Origin of the sequence: Asaia sp. HumB, assembly GCF_030263835.1 — a bacterium.
Classification (GTDB): Bacteria; Pseudomonadota; Alphaproteobacteria; order Acetobacterales; family Acetobacteraceae; genus Asaia; species Asaia bogorensis.
This window is the reverse complement of the sequence record NZ_JARPML010000002.1, coordinates 1,701,768-1,718,150: the sequence shown is the minus strand read 5'-3', so window position 1 is coordinate 1,718,150 and position 16,383 is coordinate 1,701,768. Positions and strand designations below refer to the sequence as shown.

Here is a 16,383-nt window from a genome sequence, read left to right as displayed (position 1 = left end):
TCTGTCTCATCGTGACGGGGGGATGGGCCGACCACGCAAAACAGGCAAATCAGGCCCATTGGCGAGCGCAGCCTCGATCAGGGCCTTCGTTTCCGGCTCGGGCTTGTTGTTGAGCGCCTGGCTCCACTGGTCGCGCGCTTCGAGCTGGCGCCCCTGATACCAGTAGGCTACGCCCAGATGATACGCGATTTCGGCGTCGCCCGGCGCGGCATTGACGGCGGAGAGCAGAAGCGGAAGCGCCTGCGCCAGATCACCATTCTGCTTGAGAAGCGCCCAGGCATAGCTGTCACGTATCTCGGCGTCATCCGGCGCAAGGTCCATGGCGTGACGAAGCAGCCTAAGCGCCTGCTCCGGTCGCTCGCCATGAAGCACATCGGAGTAACCCGCATAATTGAGCAGCATTGGCTCCGAAGGTGCGAGCGCAAGCGCCCGGTCGAGATCGGCCTGCGCCTTGTCCCGCCGGCCCATATGATCCCACGCCATCGCGCGCCCAAGCAGCAACGGCCAGACCCGCGCCTCCATGACGCTGACATGATTGAGCGCCCGCGTATAGGTATCTGCCGCGGCCTGATACGCACCAAGCTGGTCCTGCGTGGCGCCCAGTTCGTTGAGGATATCGGGGTTATCGGGATTGGCCCTGGCCACACGCTCAAGCGCCCGCAACGCCGCTTTCAGGTCATGCCGTTTGAGGGCGATCTGAGCCTGCGCGTGGTCTGACAGGGGGGCCAACGGATCATCATCTGCCACATGGTCGAGTGCTGTCTGGGCCAGGTCGGCCTGACCATCGTTGCGAAGTTCCTCGGCCAGCAGAATCTTCGCCAGGGTCAGATCCGGCCGGAGCAGAAAGGCCTGACGCAGGAGCAGGATCTTGAGTTGCCGGATATCCTTCAGCTTGTCATCATTCTGATCGCCCTGATCGGCGGGGCTGGCAGTCCCCTCCTCATTGCGGTCACGGTTATTGGTGTCACCCAGAAAGGTGGTGATACCAACATAGAATTCCGCCAGCCCCTGGGAGGGGTCAAATCCGGTGCCGAGTTCCTGCGGGCGCAGCCGGTCAGCCACAAGTTGGAACGCAGGCAGTACCCCACCAACCTGCTGCAGTCTTTTAAGCGCAGCGTCACGGTGATGCCTGAAGGCCAGCCAGTCCGCTTCGAACTGCATCGTCTGTACCCGCAGAAGGGGGGGCATGGATCCGGCGCTGGCATCCAGGCGAGCAAACAGCCCATCGGTGCGGGCCTGGTTGCGCAGCGAAGCGATACGCGCCTGTTGCAGCAAGGCGAGATAGGCCACCGGGTCGAGCGAGGCCGTGGATTGTGCCAGACGGCCGGCATCATCATGCGTGGGGGAGGCCCCGTACTGGCACCAGTCCAGCAACCCCTGTCCAGCCAGACGCAGGAAACCCTGAGAGGTCTTGCTGTGCAGGGAGAAATAGGCTGCTGCGTCTTTCCACTGCCTGTTACGAAAGGCTGCGGTCCCCATCACGATGCGTGAAAGGCTCTCCTTTGGCAGTAGGCGTGCCAGCGTCAGAGCGTGACCGGCAGCTTCCTCGCCTGCATCCATGGCATTGTAGCGTAGGGCCATGAGCATGAAATCCGGCTCGCGATAGCCGTGCATCACAGCACCGAACAATGCCTGCGCCGCATCGGGAATATTATTGCGCTGAACCGACACGATACTGCCCAGCAGGCTACCCGTGAGCGACCAGGCCGGGGTGGCGGCCTCCCGCACCTGAAAGGCTCCGGCCTGATGGTCACGTGCCGACGGGATTGCCTCGGCCGCATGAGGGGCAGCGCCCGGCACCATCGCGAGGGGCATGGCTGTCAGACTGGCGAGAAGAACGCGCCGGAGCGGAGAGTGCTTGGTTTGCATCGTGCGGCAATCTAGACTGAACGCGAGCAGACACCAAACTGATAAGATATGATGCCTCTTTCCCTGTCCGGTCAGGACCAGTCCGAAATTCTCACCCTGCTGGAGCTCTACCGGGAGTGGGGAGTGGATTGCCTTCTGGATGAGACCCCGCCCCAAAGGCTCGATCGTCCCGCCTCGCTCACAGCACGACCGTCAGGACGCGTCGTCGCTGGGGGTAATAGCCGCGCGGGTGACCGTGCGCATGGCGGCGCACAGGGCAGTGCTGCGCCGGCGATCACAGCACGTGCCGCGCCGGTCGACCCTGAGACGGCGCGCCTGTGGGGTTTGGAGGCCTTTCCGGAGTGCGCCCTGTCACGCACCGCCTCAACCAGTGTCCGGCCTCATATCGTGCCCGACGCGAAGCTGATGCTCATTGGCGATGCGCCCGACGCCGATGAAGACCGGTCGGGCGATGTGTTTGCCGGAGAGACAGGCAAATTGCTCGACATGATCCTGCCCAGCATCGGGCTTGAACGCCGTGCGCTTTCGCAGGCACCTGCCCTTCCCTGGCGTCCGCCGGGCGGGCGTGCTGTCTCGACTATTGAGGGCCGGGAATGTCGTGCCCTGCTCAATGCGGTCATTGCTCGCGCTCGGCCGGAGCGACTGATTCTCCTTGGACCGACCCCTCTGCGCATTCTCGTTGATGAACAGGCGAGCGTGGCACGCTCACGAGGCGCGTGGATCACTTTGCGACTCGACAATGGGCATGACGTCCAGGCGCTCGTTCTGCAGCACCCCCAGCAGATGATTGCGAGTGCCCGTGCCCGCCGGGAGATGTGGAAAGACCTTGTTTTCATGGCAGAAAGCCTCGACGCAGCAGGCTGACACGGACAGTTGCAAGGCCTTAATAAAAAAAATTGATTTTTGCCCGGAAAAACGCGGTTTTTGGCTTGTATCCCTCTGGTAGAATTCAGCAAACAATCTTAGAATAGCGAACTCCTTTGGTGTGACCTTTCGGCCACTCTTGCTTTGACATGCAAGAGGGGCTACGAGCATCCCCACCATGCGAGGAATTTCTTATTTCGCGTCGAGTAATAGCGCCCGTGCTTTCATGCTGTGCGCGATGCTTGTGGCGGGAGCGACGTTCAACCCGCTTCGTGCCCAGGAAAGCAAACCGACGCTTAACCCTGCCGATCATGACAATGCCCAGAGCGAGGAAACGGCGTTTGCTACGCCGCGATCCTACACGCCTGGGGGTTCGAATGGTCTTCCCCATCCCCTTACCGCGTCAGATGCCGCGCTGCTGAAAGAGGCGTTCCGCGCCCAGCGTGCCGGTGATTTCGAGACCGCCATTGCCCGTTCCCGTGCTGCCCATGATGGCATCCTGATGGGTGACCTTCTGGCGGAGCGCTATCTCAACCCAGCCTATCACCCACAACCGGTACAACTACGCCTGTGGCTCAAGACCTTTTCAAGCCTTGCCGATGCGGGTGCCATACAGAGCCTGCTGGTCTCACTCAGCCCCAAAGGCAGCGTGACCCTGCAGAACTTCCCAACGTCTCTTGCCCCTTCGGATACCGCGTCAAACGCGACGACAGGGACGACAGACCCGCTTTCTCACCCTCTCAACCGTAATCCCCTGCTGGACCGTACCGTGAGCGAGCGTGTTTCGTGGGGGCTCAAGGGCGGTCAGAGCGCTGTCAAACTTATCGATTCCACCCCAGGCATGACGCCGCTCTATGCGGCGCAGCTCAAGGCAGAACTCGCTCTGAGCATGTTGAGTGCCGGTGAAACCGGCTTTGCCCTGCAAACGGCCCGAAAAGGGTTTACCCAGAGCGAAAGCCAGCTTGGCTATGCCGGTTACGTGGCTGGCCTTGCCGCCTGGCGTCAGGGCGAACTGAGCGATGCGGCCCAGCTTTTCGAGCAGGCTTCACGCGCCCGGACGACCAATAACGACATTCGCGCTGCCAGCGCCTACTGGGCGGCTCGTGTGCATCGTCATCTGCCGGGCCCTGCCACTCTGGCAACGTCGTGGTTGCAGCGCGCGGCGGCTGAACCCGGCACATTCTATGGCATCCTGGCGAGACAATCCCTTGGGCTGCATCATGCTGGCAAGATCGCTGCCAGCACAGAGGACGCCACGGCAGGAAATGCCACGGCGCTTCAGTCAGATGAGACCGCGCTCCAGAATCCGATCCCGGTAATGGGCGAAATCGATATCGATGCCGTAGCTGCCACACCGCAGGGACCGCGCTTGTTCGCCCTGCTTCAGATTGGCGAAACAGCCCGTGCGGAAGCCCTGCTGCGCCGTATGTGGCCCGACATCGTTTCCGATACCGCACTGTGTCATTCCGTGCAGCTGGTTGCCGCTGCGGCCGGACTGCATGACCTGTCAGAGCAGATTGCCACCATCCTTGGCTCACGCGACGGGCGTCCGGCCCATCTGGCCGGGTTCCCCACCCCGCAGCTTTCGCCACGTCATGGTTTCAAGATGGACCCGGCGCTCGTCTATGCCCTGACGCGTCTGGAATCGAATTTCGATCCGAAGGCGTCATCGAGTGCCGGCGCACATGGCCTGATGCAGATCCGCCCCCTGACGGCGAGCTTTGTGAGCGGGCCCAAACCCGCTCTCGACTCCCACGGCGTCGCGATCATCAACGTCCCGGCCGATATGGTCGGTCGCCTGCACAACCCGGCGGTCAATCTCGAAATCGGCCAGCTTTACGTTCAGTATCTGGCTGGCCTTTCGGAGCGTTCCGACACAGCACCCAAGGGAGGCGATCTGATCCACACCCTTGCCTCCTACAATGCCGGGCCGGGTGCGATCGCGCGCTGGGAAAGCGGCACGCCCCACGAGGCAGAGCTGGCCCATGATCCGCTTCTTTTCATGGAGCTTCTCCCCAACGGCGAGACGCGTGACTACGTCCATCACGCTTTTACCTATCTTTGGATCTATGCCGACAAGCTCGGCTTGCCCGCGCCGTCGCTCCATGCTCTGGCCCACGCCCAGTGGCCGGCCTTCGCCGAGGAACAGGAAATTGCCAGCGCACGGCCGGTGACTTATCACTGAAGGTGGAAGGTCGTCCGGCGTCGCCTGACCTCCACCACTTGATGCCTGCCTCAGGCAGGTAAGCAGATCATGACGAGGGCGATGCCGGAGCACGGTGTCGCCCTCAGTCTTTTCCCAACGTTTCCATTCTGATGATCCGCGCCCCAAGCGCCTTGAGAAAAAGGCTGTCATGGGACGAGAGCATGATACAGGCCGACTGCGCTGTTTCTGCCAGCAGCATCATCAGATAATCGCGTGAGGCTGCATCGAGCCCGTTGCCCGGCTCATCCATCAATAATAGCTGCGGTGTGCCTATAAAAGCCGAAGCGATGAGCATCTTACGCCGCGTTCCGAGCGACAGCGCGTCATAGCGCTTGTCGAGATGCGGTGTGAGACCGAACCCCTCGATCAGATCCGGCGAGACATCGGGCGCCTTGCGTGCCCAGGCGCACAGGGCCATGAGGTCACGCCCGGTCATGAACGGATAGACGGCCCCTTCGTCCGGGACATAGGCAAGGCATGATTTGGCTGCGACGGACTGGCGTGCGAGGTCATGGCCCGCGATCATCACCCGGCCCTTCTGCGGTTTCGCGACCCCGGACAAACCACGAAGCAGGGTTGATTTCCCCGTGCCGTTGCCGCCCCAGAGCCCATGCAGACCCACACCCAGTGCGAAGGTCACTGAAGAGAATACGGGCCGTCCCTTATAGGCCATCTCAAGGTCGGTGCAGAGCAGTATATCGGTCATGCGAAAGCCCCGAAGAGGATGACTGAAAGCCACAGCGCGGAAAGGGCGAGCGCAGGCATGGGCCGCCAGCGTGGATCAATCGGGATGGTCGCTCTCAGCGCCGAAACCAGGAGCAGATAGGAGGCGAGCACGAGGAGCGCGCCCAGCAGCGAGATCAGTCCATGCAGCACGAGAGGCAGCAGACAAAGCAGCCCCGGGATCACAAACAAACCCACTACGAGGCCAATATCGCTTCTGACCCAGAAGAACCGCGGCAGAGGCAAGGCCAGACAGAATCCCGAGGCCCGCTCATGCGCTTCGGCGAGCGCAGCGAAAGGCACCAGACTGCCTTGCGCGATGAGCCCCATGGCCACGATCTCAACGGGTATGGAGCGAAAATCGTGATCAAAGCCGTGCAGAAGCGCCCATAAAGCAACCGGCAGAACCCAGACGATCAGCATGACACCGGGCGTTGTGTTACCGCGCTCGATACAGCACCGTATATGCAGACGCAGAATTGGGTTCAGGCGGCTCAGCTCTTTGAGGGGAAACAATGAGACCCGTCGTGCGTACCGCCCGGCGTCGTTCCAGTCCCCCAGACGCGCACTCAGGCGCAGGCCTGCCCCGGCGATGAGAACTGGCAAGGCGAGCATCGACAGGGCGGCGCCAGACGCCGCCATACCACACACCATCGCGAGTGCCGCATCGGCCATCAGGACGAAGAGCACCAGAACTGGCGCAGCTTCGATACGAGCGGCCTGCACCATGATGGTCAGCTCCGTAAAAACCAGGCCTCTCATTATATAGAGTAGAACAACCATCGGGGCCTTCAGACCGATCAGCGCAAGGCCCACCGGCAGGGGCAGCAGCAGGGGGAGATCGAGCAGGAAGGCAAGCCCTGCAGCAATCGCCAGACGCTCGCCCAGTGGGATGGGCAGGCTGTCCAGATAGCCGCGAAAGGGTCCGCCACGCAGGATCGGCCGCAGCCCCTCTACCCAGAGCAGGGCGCTGATCTGCGCGAAAACCATTGCCCCAAGATGCAGGCCCATTGCCTGCGGAAAAATCCCCGGCGTGGCAAACAGGAACACCATGAAATGCGCCGCCCGCACCAATAGGGCGACGATTGGCAGGACCGGGGAAAGGAAAACAATGACAAGCAGCACGAGCCAGCGCTGCATGAGACGCGTCTTGCCCGCATGCAGCAGATAATGCAGCCTCAGGCGGAAGAAGGCAGAAAGGCTGCAAGGGGCAACAGCCACGCGCGCCGGAAGGAATTTCGTCTGATGGGAAAAGGACGGTGTCGCGTGTTCTGTCGTCACATTCTTCCCTCACGCCATCCAGAGGCCAGAGCGCGACACTGACCCTCAGTTTTCAGCCAGAACCTGACGGCTTGCGCGCACCTTGGTCACGCGGCGCTGCTCCATTTCGACCACCTCGAACAGCCAGCCTGCAAAAACCACCTTGTCACCCTTGGCCGGGACGCGGCGTAGCAGGGCAAGAATAGCCCCGGCCAGCGTATGATAGCTGCCTGCAGCTGGCAGATCGGGCAGATCCAGCACCGAGCGTACCTCATCGGCAGGCATGAAACCATCGAGCACATATTCGTCGCGCTGCTGCGGATTCTCGCGCTCGGTCTTGTTCTTCTCAGCGCTTTCATCGCCCACGATCGCCTCGAAGATATCAGACGGTGTCACTATGCCCTCGAATGAGCCGTATTCATCCAGCACGAAAGCAATGCCGAGACGCTCGCCGCGCATCCGCTCGATCATGTCCTGTGCCGTGAGGCTGTCCGGCACAACGATAGGCTGGCGCAGGGCCGCTTCAATGGAAATCGGCAACCCCTGAAGCAGACGATCCATCAGGTCCTTGGCCAGCACCACACCCACAGGATGATCCACATCGCCCTCGCAGACGAGAATACGTGTGTAGGTGGACTGCCGCAGCTTCACGATCAGTGCATCACGGCTGGCGTGCCGATCGACCCAGAACAACTCGTTACGTGGGGTCATGATGGCACGCACAGGGCGATCAGCCAGACGAAGCAGGCGCTCGATCATGATGCGCTCTTCAGTCTCCAGCACTCCGGCCTGGGCACCTTCTGCCAGAATGGCGCGCAGCTCCTCCTCGGTGATGGCGGCACGGGTCAGGCCGCCCACCCCGAACACGCGCAGCACGAGATTCGATGTGCCGCTCAGCAGGGCCACAATCGGACGTGAAATGGTGAGCAGGGCAGAAAGGATGAAGGAAAGTCTTGCCGCCATTTTTTCGGGCTGCTGAAGCGCCAGTTGCTTGGGCACGAGTTCGCCAAACACGAGCATGGCGAAGGTAATGGCCATCACCACAATGCCAATCGACAATTCATTGGCGAAGGGCCGCAGCATGTCGCTGCGTCGTATCAGCAGGGCCAGATCCTCTTCAATCTGGCTGCCGCCGAAGGCACCTTCAAGAATCGAGACGAGCGTCATGCCGATCTGCACAGTGGGCAGAAAGGCATGGGGCTCATCAGCCAGACGCAACGCCCGCTCTGCGCCACGCACCCCACGCTTGACCAGCGCCGCAAGCCGCGGCCGCTTGGCCGAGATCAGCGCCATTTCACCCATGGCGAAAATGCTGTTCAGGGCAATGAGAAGACAGATGACCAGAATGGGGGTGAGCATGGGGCCCTTCGTTCAGAAAAAAGAAAAGGCGGACATACATAGCGTATGTCCGCCCTCTTAGGATAAGGCGCTCATGCCTGTCTTGACCAGTATGCAGGGCATGGTTGCCCTGCCCTGCAGAGACCGGTCCGGACGCAACGCCCGTTAGTCAGCGGCGTCAGCAACCTCGACCGGCTTTTCCTCGGCCTTGTGGACGCGCACACGCGGGCCACGGGCCGGCTTGCGGGATTCGAGCAGGGTTACCTGCTCGGCCACCTGAGCCTCGTACTTGTATTCCGCCGGGCGCTGCTTCTCGAGCGAGATCTCGGGGACCATCGGCTTTTCGGTCTCAGGGCCGAACAGCGCAACCTTCGCGATGTGCCAGGGGCGCTTGACCGCATCCATGACGGCTGTGGACTCGTAGCCTGAATGAACCATGCAATCGGCGCATTTTTCGTAAGCGCCGGTGCCGTACTGTTCCCAGGCCGTATCGTCCATCAATTCCTTGAACGTCTTGGCATAGCCTTCGCCCAGCAGGTAGCAGGGACGCTGCCAGCCAAACACGGTACGAAGGGGCTTGCCCCAGGGCGTGCAGTGATAGTTCTCGTTGCCAGCCAGGAAGTTCAGGAAGAGCGGCGACTGCGTGAAGCGCCACTTCTTGCCCTTGCCCAGACGGAAGATGTCACGGAAGAGCTGCTTGGTCTTCTGGCGATTCAGGAAGTGCTCCTGATCGGGCGCACGCTCATAGGCGTAGCCCGGTGCCGTCATGACGCCATCAACGCCAAGCGCCATGACCTCATCGAAGAACCGTGCCACGCGCTCGGGCTGCGCACCGTCAAACAGCGTGCAGTTGATCGAAACGCGGAAGCCGCGCTCCTTCGCCTTGCGGATGGCTGCGACCGCGCGCTCGTACACGCCTTCCTGGCAGACGGACGAGTCGTGCATCGCCTTGTCGCCATCGAGATGGATATCCCACGAGAAGAACGGGTTCGGCTCGTAATCATCGAGCTTCTTCTCAAGCAGAAGGCCGTTCGTGCAGAGATAGACGTATTTCTTGCGCGCCGTCAGACCCTTGACGATCTCGGGCATCTCCTTGTGCAGGAGAGGCTCACCGCCGGCGATGGCGATGACGGGGGCGTCGGCTTCGGCGTCGGCATCCAGACATTCCTGCAGGCTAAGGCGCTGGTTCAGGATCTGGGCCGGATAATCGATCTTGCCGCAGCCCGCGCAAGCAAGGTTGCAGCGAAACAGGGGTTCGAGCATCAGAACGAGCGGATAGCGCTTGCGACCCAGAAGATGCTGCTTGACCACATAGCGCCCGACACGGACGGCCTGCATCAATGGAACGGCCATGTAACTCTATGCTCCTACACCAGGTGACAGGCTCTGGCAGCGCGGAAAAGCGCCATGACCCTGCCACTCAGACGTCATACGTTGAGACCCGTTGGCGTTGAGACCCGCCGGTTCTTGTGGATCCGAGAAAAAGACACCGGGATAATGACAGGCGTGCCAGACCCGATACAAGACCCGAAACGAGACGAACGGGATGATAAAACGTGGGCTATACACCGTCCCGTGGTCGCATCTCAACATCTGCGACGTTTCATTGCACAGGCTGTGTCATTTTGGCGACATCGAAGCGTAATGACTAACCAAATTTTAAGCTGAAACAAGTTGCACAACACCAAACGATGCGCTCATTCCCACCCATCGTTACTGGAGAAGAGTGAGAAGATTGCACTTTTCGACATTATGTCGGACATATGCCCACGTGGTCAGGCATCTGATGACTTGTAATTGATATGAGCCATCCCAGTTTTCCGACTACGGATCCAGATATATGTCGATCCCGCCGAACGGGCCCGTCGTACGGGAAAGATTTTGAGGACGCAGCATGACACAGCTTTCCAGCATAACGATCAAAGCCGCCTCCGCCGGGCGCCGAAAAGGAGCTGCGTCCCGTTACGCGGCCCTCGGTGTTCTGGCCCTTCTCTCGGCACCGGTCGCCTCTGCTGCGCTGATCACGCCTGCTCTTGCCCAGACGGCGGCACCATCATCGGCAGCCATCGCGCCAATCAACGATCTTTATGCGGCGCTCGGCCAGATCCAGACCACATCGAGCGGCTCCAACGAGGCGCGGGCGCAGATCATGGCCCCCGTTATCGATAGGGTTTTCGACCTGTCGACTGTCCTGCACAACTCGATCGGCATGCGCTATATCACCCTCTCGGCCGATGAGCAGACGAAGCTTCTTGCTGCTTTTCGTCAGTTCACCATCGCGCGCTATGTGTCGAGCTTCAAAAAGGGTGGCAGCGCCAAGTTCACCGTCAGCCCGACCACGCGCCCAGCGCCCAGCGGCGGCAGCACTTTTGTCAACACCACCATTGGTGACGGCTCCGATACGGCCACAGCCATCAACTATGTCATGATGCCTTCAGGCGGCGGCTATCGCATTGTCGATATCCTGCTGAATGGTCACATCAGCCAGGTTGCGGCCCAGCGTGCCGATTTCAGCTCGACCCTTGCCCGTGGCGGTGCCGATGCCCTGGTGACTCTGCTGAACCGCAAAACCGCAAAGTTCATGAACAACTAAGATGCGCTGCCGGTCACCCGAGATGAAAAGTCCCGTCAGGGGCAGAGGTGTCGCGTGACCCACGCCCTGAACTGGGCCGGCGCTCTCACAGTGCTGGGCTATGCCTCGGCCGGTCTCGCCCTGGCAGGCTGCACCCAATCCGTTATCGGCGCCGGGCTGCTGTCAGCCTTTCGTCGCAACGAACGCAAGATCCTTCAGCAAACGCCTGTTGACTCAAGTGCACAGGCACCAGTGACGGTGCTCAAGCCCCTCCACGGGGACGAGCCGCTGCTTGAGGAAGCGCTGCGCAGCTTTTGCGAACAGGATTACGCCCAGTACCAGATCGTCTTTGGCGTTCAGCGCGGTGATGACCCTGCGATTGCCATCGTGCGTCGCCTTCAACAGGATTACCCTGACCTTGATCTGGACCTTGTGATTGATGGCACCACGCATGGGGCCAACCGCAAGATTGCCAATCTGATCAACATGTTTCCCGCAGCCAGACATGACATTCTGGTCGTGTCAGACTCGGACATTCATGTTCAGCGCAGTTATCTGCGCGATGTCGTTCAGACCCTTTCGGCACCGGAGATCGGGCTGGTCACCACACTCTATGCCGGTCTGGCCGCAACACGCAGCGTAGTGCGTCAATTTGCCGCCAGTCAGATCAACCATAATTTCATGCCGGGCGTCATGATGTCGCGCTTTCTGGGACGACAGGATTGCCTGGGCGCCACCATGGCCTTTACCCGGGCGACGCTTGATCGCATTGGCGGTCTGCAAGCACTGGCAGACCATGTGGCTGACGATGCCGTTCTCGGCCAGCTTGTCCGCGCTCACGGTCAGAAAATCGCGCTTGCTCCATGCCTGACATGGACGACGGTGGCCGAAGCCTCGGCACGCGACATGATCGATCATGAATTGCGCTGGGGCCGTACGGTCAAGAATGTCGAGCCCGTTGGCTATGGATTATCCGCCATCCAGCTTCCCCTGTTCTGGGCAAGTGTCACGCTGGCCTGTTTCCAGGCCACGGTGTGGGCAGAAATGTTTTTTCTGGCCGTCTGGGCGATCCGCAGCGCCACGGCTTTTTTCATCGACCGGCTGGTGGGGCAATCAAGCCCGGCTGTTTATGCCCTCTTTCCCCTGCGTGAATGGCTCTCCGCTGGCATCATGGTGGGCAGTGCACGGGGGCAAAAAGTGGAATGGCGCGGTCAGACGCTTCACATACGTCGCACTGTTCCCGTGACCCCACCCGTACAACCGGTTGAGCCCGGCGATTAGACTTTTTGCTGTATCGGCCCCATATGCAGGGGCATTCGTCAGGCAATTCTGATTTTTCACTCCCACGGGATCTTACGACCCGACCGTTATTACCGAGGAAGCCTTCATCATGATGCGCACGCTGTTCCTTCAGCCCCCCTCCTTTGATGGTTTCGATGGCGGCGCCGGGTCGCGCTATCAGGCCAAGCGCGAAATCCGTTCCTTCTGGTTCCCGACCTGGCTGGCCCAGCCTGCTGCCATGGTCGAGGGCTCGCGTCTGATCGACGCTCCCCCGGCCGGTATGGGCATGGAGCCGATCCTCAAGGACGTGATGAATCGCGACCTGGTGGTGATGCACACCTCAACCCCGTCTTTCGCTTCAGACGTCCGCGTCGCGCAGATGCTGAAAGATGCCAACCCCAAGCTGATGATCGGCATGGTCGGTGCCAAGGTTGCCGTGCAGCCGGACGAGTCGATGGCCAAGGGCAGCCCGATCGATTTCGTGGCGCGCAACGAGTTCGACTTCACGATCAAGGAAATTGCCGAAGGCCGCGACCTGAAGGACGTAGACGGCATCACCTGGCGCAACAAGGATGGCGAGATCATCGCTAATCGTGACCGCGCCATGATCGAGGACATGGACTCCCTCCCCTTCGTGACGGAAGTCTACAAGCGCGACCTGAAGATCGAGGACTACTTTATCGGGTATCTGATGCACCCGTACATCTCGATCTATACGGGCCGTGGCTGCAAATCGCGCTGCACCTTCTGCCTGTGGCCGCAGACGGTGGGTGGCCATCGCTACCGCACGCGCAGCCCCGAGCACGTGGCTGCCGAAATCCGTCTTGCCAAGCAGTATTTCCCGCAGGTGAAGGAGTTCATGTTCGATGACGACACCTTCACCGATGACCTGCCCCGTGCAGAGGCCATTGCGCGTGAAATGGGCAAGCTTGGCGTCACCTGGTCGTGCAACGCCAAGGCGAACGTGCCCTATGAAACGCTCAAGATCATGAAGGAAAACGGGCTTCGCCTGCTTCTGGTCGGCTATGAAAGCGGCAACCAGCAGATCCTTCACAACATCAAGAAGGGTATGCGCGTTGAAGTGGCGCGCGAGTTCACCAAGAACTGCCACAAGCTGGGCATCAAGATCCACGGCACCTTCATCGTCGGCCTGCCTGGCGAGACGAAGGAGACCATTCAGGAAACCATCCAGTTCGCCCGCGAGATCAACCCGCACACGCTGCAGGTTTCGCTGGCAGCCCCCTATCCCGGCACCGCACTGCACAAGCAGGCCACCGAGAATGGCTGGTTCAACGAAGCGGAAGCCGAGCTGATCGACGAGAACGGCGTGCAGATTGCCCCGCTGCATTACCCGCATCTGTCGCACACCGAGATCTTCAACTCGGTTGAGGAATTCTACCGCAAGTTCTACTTCCGCGCGCCGAAGATCGCCTCGATCGTCAACGAGATGGTCCGCAGCCCGCAGATGATGAAGCGCCGTCTGCGCGAGGGCGTAGAGTTCTTCCAGTTCCTCAAGGGCCGCAACGCCGCCTGATCGCTCAGGCGTCGTTTACTCCCATGCGTCGTCTGATTATCTCGGCCGATGATTTCGGCTTGAGTGAAGAGGTCAACGAGGCTATCGAGATCGCCCATCGTGACGGGTTGCTCTCGACGGCCAGCCTCATGGTTTCCGGCCCGGCCAGCATGGATGCCGTGCGCCGGGCCAGACGCCTGCCCAATCTGCGAGTCGGGCTGCATCTGGTGGTGATCGAGGGCGATACCGCCCTGCCCGGTGCCACCATACCGGCCATCGCCACCCCTGATGACCGTTTCGGTACGAGCCAGCTCGGCCTTGGCGTCTCCTATTTCTTCCGCCCCGCCGCGCGCCGGGCGCTCTCCCGCGAGATCGAGGCCCAGTTTCGGGCTTTTCTGGCGTCAGGGCTCACCCTCGATCATGCCAATGCCCACAAGCACATGCATCTGCATCCCACCGTGGGGCGGCTTCTGATCGAGACCGGGCAGCATTACGGCCTTCGCCATGTCCGGACACCCTGCGAACCTCCCGCGCCACTGGCAGCGGCAGAAACGCATTTCGATTCACTGGGTGCTGCGGCCCTACGACGCTGGTGCAATGTCCTGCGCCATCAGATTGCTTGCGCCGGAATGACCACCAACGATCATTGCTTCGGACTGGCATGGAGTGGGCAGATGCGCGCCGGGCGCGTGGCGGGGCTGATCCCTCATTTGCCCGAGGGACTGTCGGAACTCTATTTTCATCCGGCTCTGAGCCAGAATGAACTGCTGCATCGCCTTATGCCGGATTACGACCAAAGCGGTGAGTTCGATGCGCTTGTGAGCCCGGCGCTTCGTCAGGCTGTTCACTCAGCCAATATCAGGCTGAGTGACTGGTCAGGACAGACACTCAACGCGGCCTGAGCCGGTCGCGCCTGCGGCAGAACGGGCTGCTGTGCCAGCCTTACCGACCGCCCCTTCCGTATAGCCGGTTCGGCTCCCCGGAAAGGGCGGGACGTTTCAGAGGGCGGAATCCACCCAGGCCTTCAGGGCGCTCTTGGGCAGGGCGCCGGTCTTCTGGGCGACGACTTCACCATTCTTGAAGACCATGAGCGTCGGAATGCTGCGAACGCCAAAGCGCGTCGGGGCCTCGGGGTTCTCGTCGATGTTGATCTTGGCAACCGTCAGACGGCCCTTGTACTCACCACCGATCTCGTCGAGCGCAGGGGCGATCATCTTGCAGGGGCCGCACCATTCTGCCCAGAAATCGACCAGCACGGGGCCTTCGGCCTGCAGCACGTCCTTGTCAAACCCGCTGTCGCTGACAGCCACGGTGTTCTCGCTCATCTTGTTCTCCATTACAGCTGCGAGCCATTACAGGCCCACCTGAATGGGACATATCAGCAGTTCGGCCGCAGCCTTCAAGAGCTAGTGAAGGCTCAGACGCAGCATTTGGAGAAACACAAACCTTCGGTAGACGTTTTATCCAATAACGTCATAACGTTACTGGAGATTTTCTCTTGGCCAAACAATCTGCTTTTCAGAAGCTCTGGGTGGGGATGCTCTGCAGCACCAGCGTGCTTGCCGCTATCCCGTCCGCCATGGCGCAGCCAGCACCAACCCAGCCCTTCGCCCCGCTCAGCGCCCCGGCGACCCATCGGATTCTGCCTGGCAAGATCGTCTTCTCGATGCTGGTGACCCCCGATCTGACCAAGGCGCAAGTGTTTTACTCCCGGCTTTTTGGCTGGAGCTTCCGTGCCGTCGGTGATGGCAAGACGCCGCGGGTCGAGATCCTGTCAGGCACTCAGCCCATAGGTGCGATGGTGGCCCACGCCCTGCGCCATTCTGACCGCGATACCCCATTCTGGATGCCTTTCATCTCGACCTCCGATACTGCGACAGTGGCACGTGTGACGCGGCAGCAGGGAGGCAAGGTGCTTTTCGGGCCGCGCCAGATTGATGGTCTTGGCCAGATGGTGATCGTTTCCGACCCGCAGCATGGCATTTACGCAGCGCTCAGCGCCCTGGCGGGCGATCCCGCCGACCAGCCCGGAAGCCCTGCGCTCAACAGCTGGTCCTGGGCCACATTGCTGGCCCCGAACCCCGGACAGGAGGCGGGATATTACCAGCTCCTGTTCAATTACAAGGTCATGGCAGCACCTGAAGCTGATAACGGAAGCCATTACATCATCGCCTCGCAGGACAAGGAACGCGCGAGCCTCAACACCCTGCCTAATGGTGTGACGCAGAAGGACCGTGCCCGGTGGGTACAGTTTGTCCAGGTTCAGGACACGGCGGATGCCGCCAACCGGGCAACTGCGCTAGGGGGGCAGGTCATCGTACCGCCCCATGTCGATCGGGATGGCGCCATCGTCGCTATCCTGGCCGATCCGTCCGGTGCCGTATTCGGCGTCATCGAGGCCCAGAAAGACATACTGGAAATGGGAGCTCCCCAATGAAGAAACGCTCTGCCTGTTTTGCTCTTCTGGCCATTTTCACCCTCGGCCTGAGCGGCTGCGGCTACGATGATTATTACGGTGGCAATTATTACGGCTATCCGGGCGGCTGGGACCGTCATGGCTGGAACAGTGGCTACTCGGTCGGCCCGCACTACACCGGCCGCGGCTGGGGTGGGCCCGGCTATCGCCGCAATTACGACCGTCGCGACAACAATAGGGATCGTCGGGACAACCACCGCAATGACTGGCGTCGCCATTAACCGGGCCTGAAATCCATCACCCTTGCGTACCGAGGATCAGGCAGCCCAGGCCCTGTCCCC

Annotated in this window: 14 protein-coding genes; 8 read left to right on the top strand and 6 right to left on the bottom strand. The window is 60.9% G+C overall.

Features of this window, described 5'->3' with window-relative positions; genetic code table 11:
* Positions 1 to 6: 6 nt before the first annotated feature.
* The gene (locus tag P5689_RS08830) at positions 7 to 1,869 is read right to left on the bottom strand and encodes a tetratricopeptide repeat protein (protein ID WP_285532872.1); all 1,863 of its coding nucleotides are present in this window, start codon (positions 1,867 to 1,869) and stop codon (positions 7 to 9) included.
* Positions 1,870 to 1,917: 48 nt separating this feature from the next.
* On the opposite strand from P5689_RS08830, the gene P5689_RS08825 reads away from it, so the two are divergent.
* The gene (locus tag P5689_RS08825) at positions 1,918 to 2,733 is read left to right on the top strand and encodes a uracil-DNA glycosylase (protein ID WP_285532871.1); all 816 of its coding nucleotides are present in this window, start codon (positions 1,918 to 1,920) and stop codon (positions 2,731 to 2,733) included.
* Between the two features lie 178 nt (positions 2,734 to 2,911).
* Positions 2,912 to 4,918 carry a lytic transglycosylase domain-containing protein gene (locus tag P5689_RS08820; RefSeq protein WP_285532870.1) on the top strand — a complete coding sequence of 669 codons (2,007 nt, stop codon included), beginning with the start codon at positions 2,912 to 2,914 and terminating at the stop codon, positions 4,916 to 4,918.
* Positions 4,919 to 5,021: 103 nt separating this feature from the next.
* Here P5689_RS08820 and P5689_RS08815 read toward each other — a convergent pair whose 3' ends face one another.
* From P5689_RS08815 to hpnH, 4 genes are all read right to left on the bottom strand, one after another.
* Entirely contained in the window at positions 5,022 to 5,645 is a 624-nt protein-coding gene (locus tag P5689_RS08815) for an ABC transporter ATP-binding protein (RefSeq protein ID WP_285532869.1), read from the bottom strand.
* Positions 5,642 to 6,943 carry a hypothetical protein gene (locus P5689_RS08810; protein ID WP_285532868.1) on the bottom strand — a complete coding sequence of 434 codons (1,302 nt, stop codon included), beginning with the start codon at positions 6,941 to 6,943 and terminating at the stop codon, positions 5,642 to 5,644. The genes P5689_RS08815 and P5689_RS08810 overlap by 4 nt, the downstream gene beginning before the upstream one ends.
* A gap of 45 nt (positions 6,944 to 6,988) precedes the next feature.
* Positions 6,989 to 8,281, bottom strand: coding sequence for a hemolysin family protein (locus P5689_RS08805; RefSeq protein ID WP_023978793.1), 1,293 nt, complete (start codon positions 8,279 to 8,281; stop codon positions 6,989 to 6,991).
* Positions 8,282 to 8,425: 144 nt separating this feature from the next.
* Positions 8,426 to 9,613 (bottom strand): adenosyl-hopene transferase HpnH, encoded by a 1,188-nt coding sequence (gene hpnH / locus P5689_RS08800; protein ID WP_023978794.1) that lies wholly within the window; start codon positions 9,611 to 9,613, stop codon positions 8,426 to 8,428.
* A 541-nt stretch (positions 9,614 to 10,154) separates the two neighbouring features.
* On the opposite strand from hpnH, the gene P5689_RS08795 reads away from it, so the two are divergent.
* The 4 genes from P5689_RS08795 (at position 10,155) to hpnK (ending at position 14,528) form a co-directional block, all read left to right on the top strand.
* Positions 10,155 to 10,853 (top strand): ABC transporter substrate-binding protein, encoded by a 699-nt coding sequence (locus tag P5689_RS08795; protein ID WP_285532867.1) that lies wholly within the window; start codon positions 10,155 to 10,157, stop codon positions 10,851 to 10,853.
* 54 nt (positions 10,854 to 10,907) lie between these two features.
* Positions 10,908 to 12,113: a bacteriohopanetetrol glucosamine biosynthesis glycosyltransferase HpnI gene (gene hpnI, locus P5689_RS08790; RefSeq protein WP_285532866.1), complete on the top strand. Its 1,206-nt coding sequence runs from the start codon at positions 10,908 to 10,910 to the stop codon at positions 12,111 to 12,113.
* 109 nt (positions 12,114 to 12,222) lie between these two features.
* Positions 12,223 to 13,647, top strand: a complete 1,425-nt coding sequence (gene hpnJ, locus P5689_RS08785) for a hopanoid biosynthesis associated radical SAM protein HpnJ (RefSeq protein ID WP_023978797.1) — start codon at positions 12,223 to 12,225, stop codon at positions 13,645 to 13,647.
* A gap of 23 nt (positions 13,648 to 13,670) precedes the next feature.
* Positions 13,671 to 14,528 carry a hopanoid biosynthesis-associated protein HpnK gene (gene hpnK, locus P5689_RS08780; RefSeq protein ID WP_285532865.1) on the top strand — a complete coding sequence of 286 codons (858 nt, stop codon included), beginning with the start codon at positions 13,671 to 13,673 and terminating at the stop codon, positions 14,526 to 14,528.
* A gap of 96 nt (positions 14,529 to 14,624) precedes the next feature.
* On the opposite strand, the gene trxA is transcribed toward hpnK, so the two are convergent.
* Positions 14,625 to 14,951 (bottom strand): thioredoxin TrxA, encoded by a 327-nt coding sequence (gene trxA / locus P5689_RS08775; protein WP_031240847.1) that lies wholly within the window; start codon positions 14,949 to 14,951, stop codon positions 14,625 to 14,627.
* Positions 14,952 to 15,124: 173 nt separating this feature from the next.
* Here trxA and P5689_RS08770 point away from each other — a divergent pair, with 173 nt between their 5' ends.
* On the top strand, positions 15,125 to 16,063 hold the full coding sequence (locus P5689_RS08770; RefSeq protein ID WP_285532864.1) for a VOC family protein: 939 nt from the start codon (positions 15,125 to 15,127) through the stop codon (positions 16,061 to 16,063).
* On the top strand, positions 16,060 to 16,323 hold the full coding sequence (locus P5689_RS08765) for a hypothetical protein (RefSeq protein ID WP_285532863.1): 264 nt from the start codon (positions 16,060 to 16,062) through the stop codon (positions 16,321 to 16,323). The genes P5689_RS08770 and P5689_RS08765 overlap by 4 nt, the downstream gene beginning before the upstream one ends.
* Positions 16,324 to 16,383: the final 60 nt, after the last annotated feature.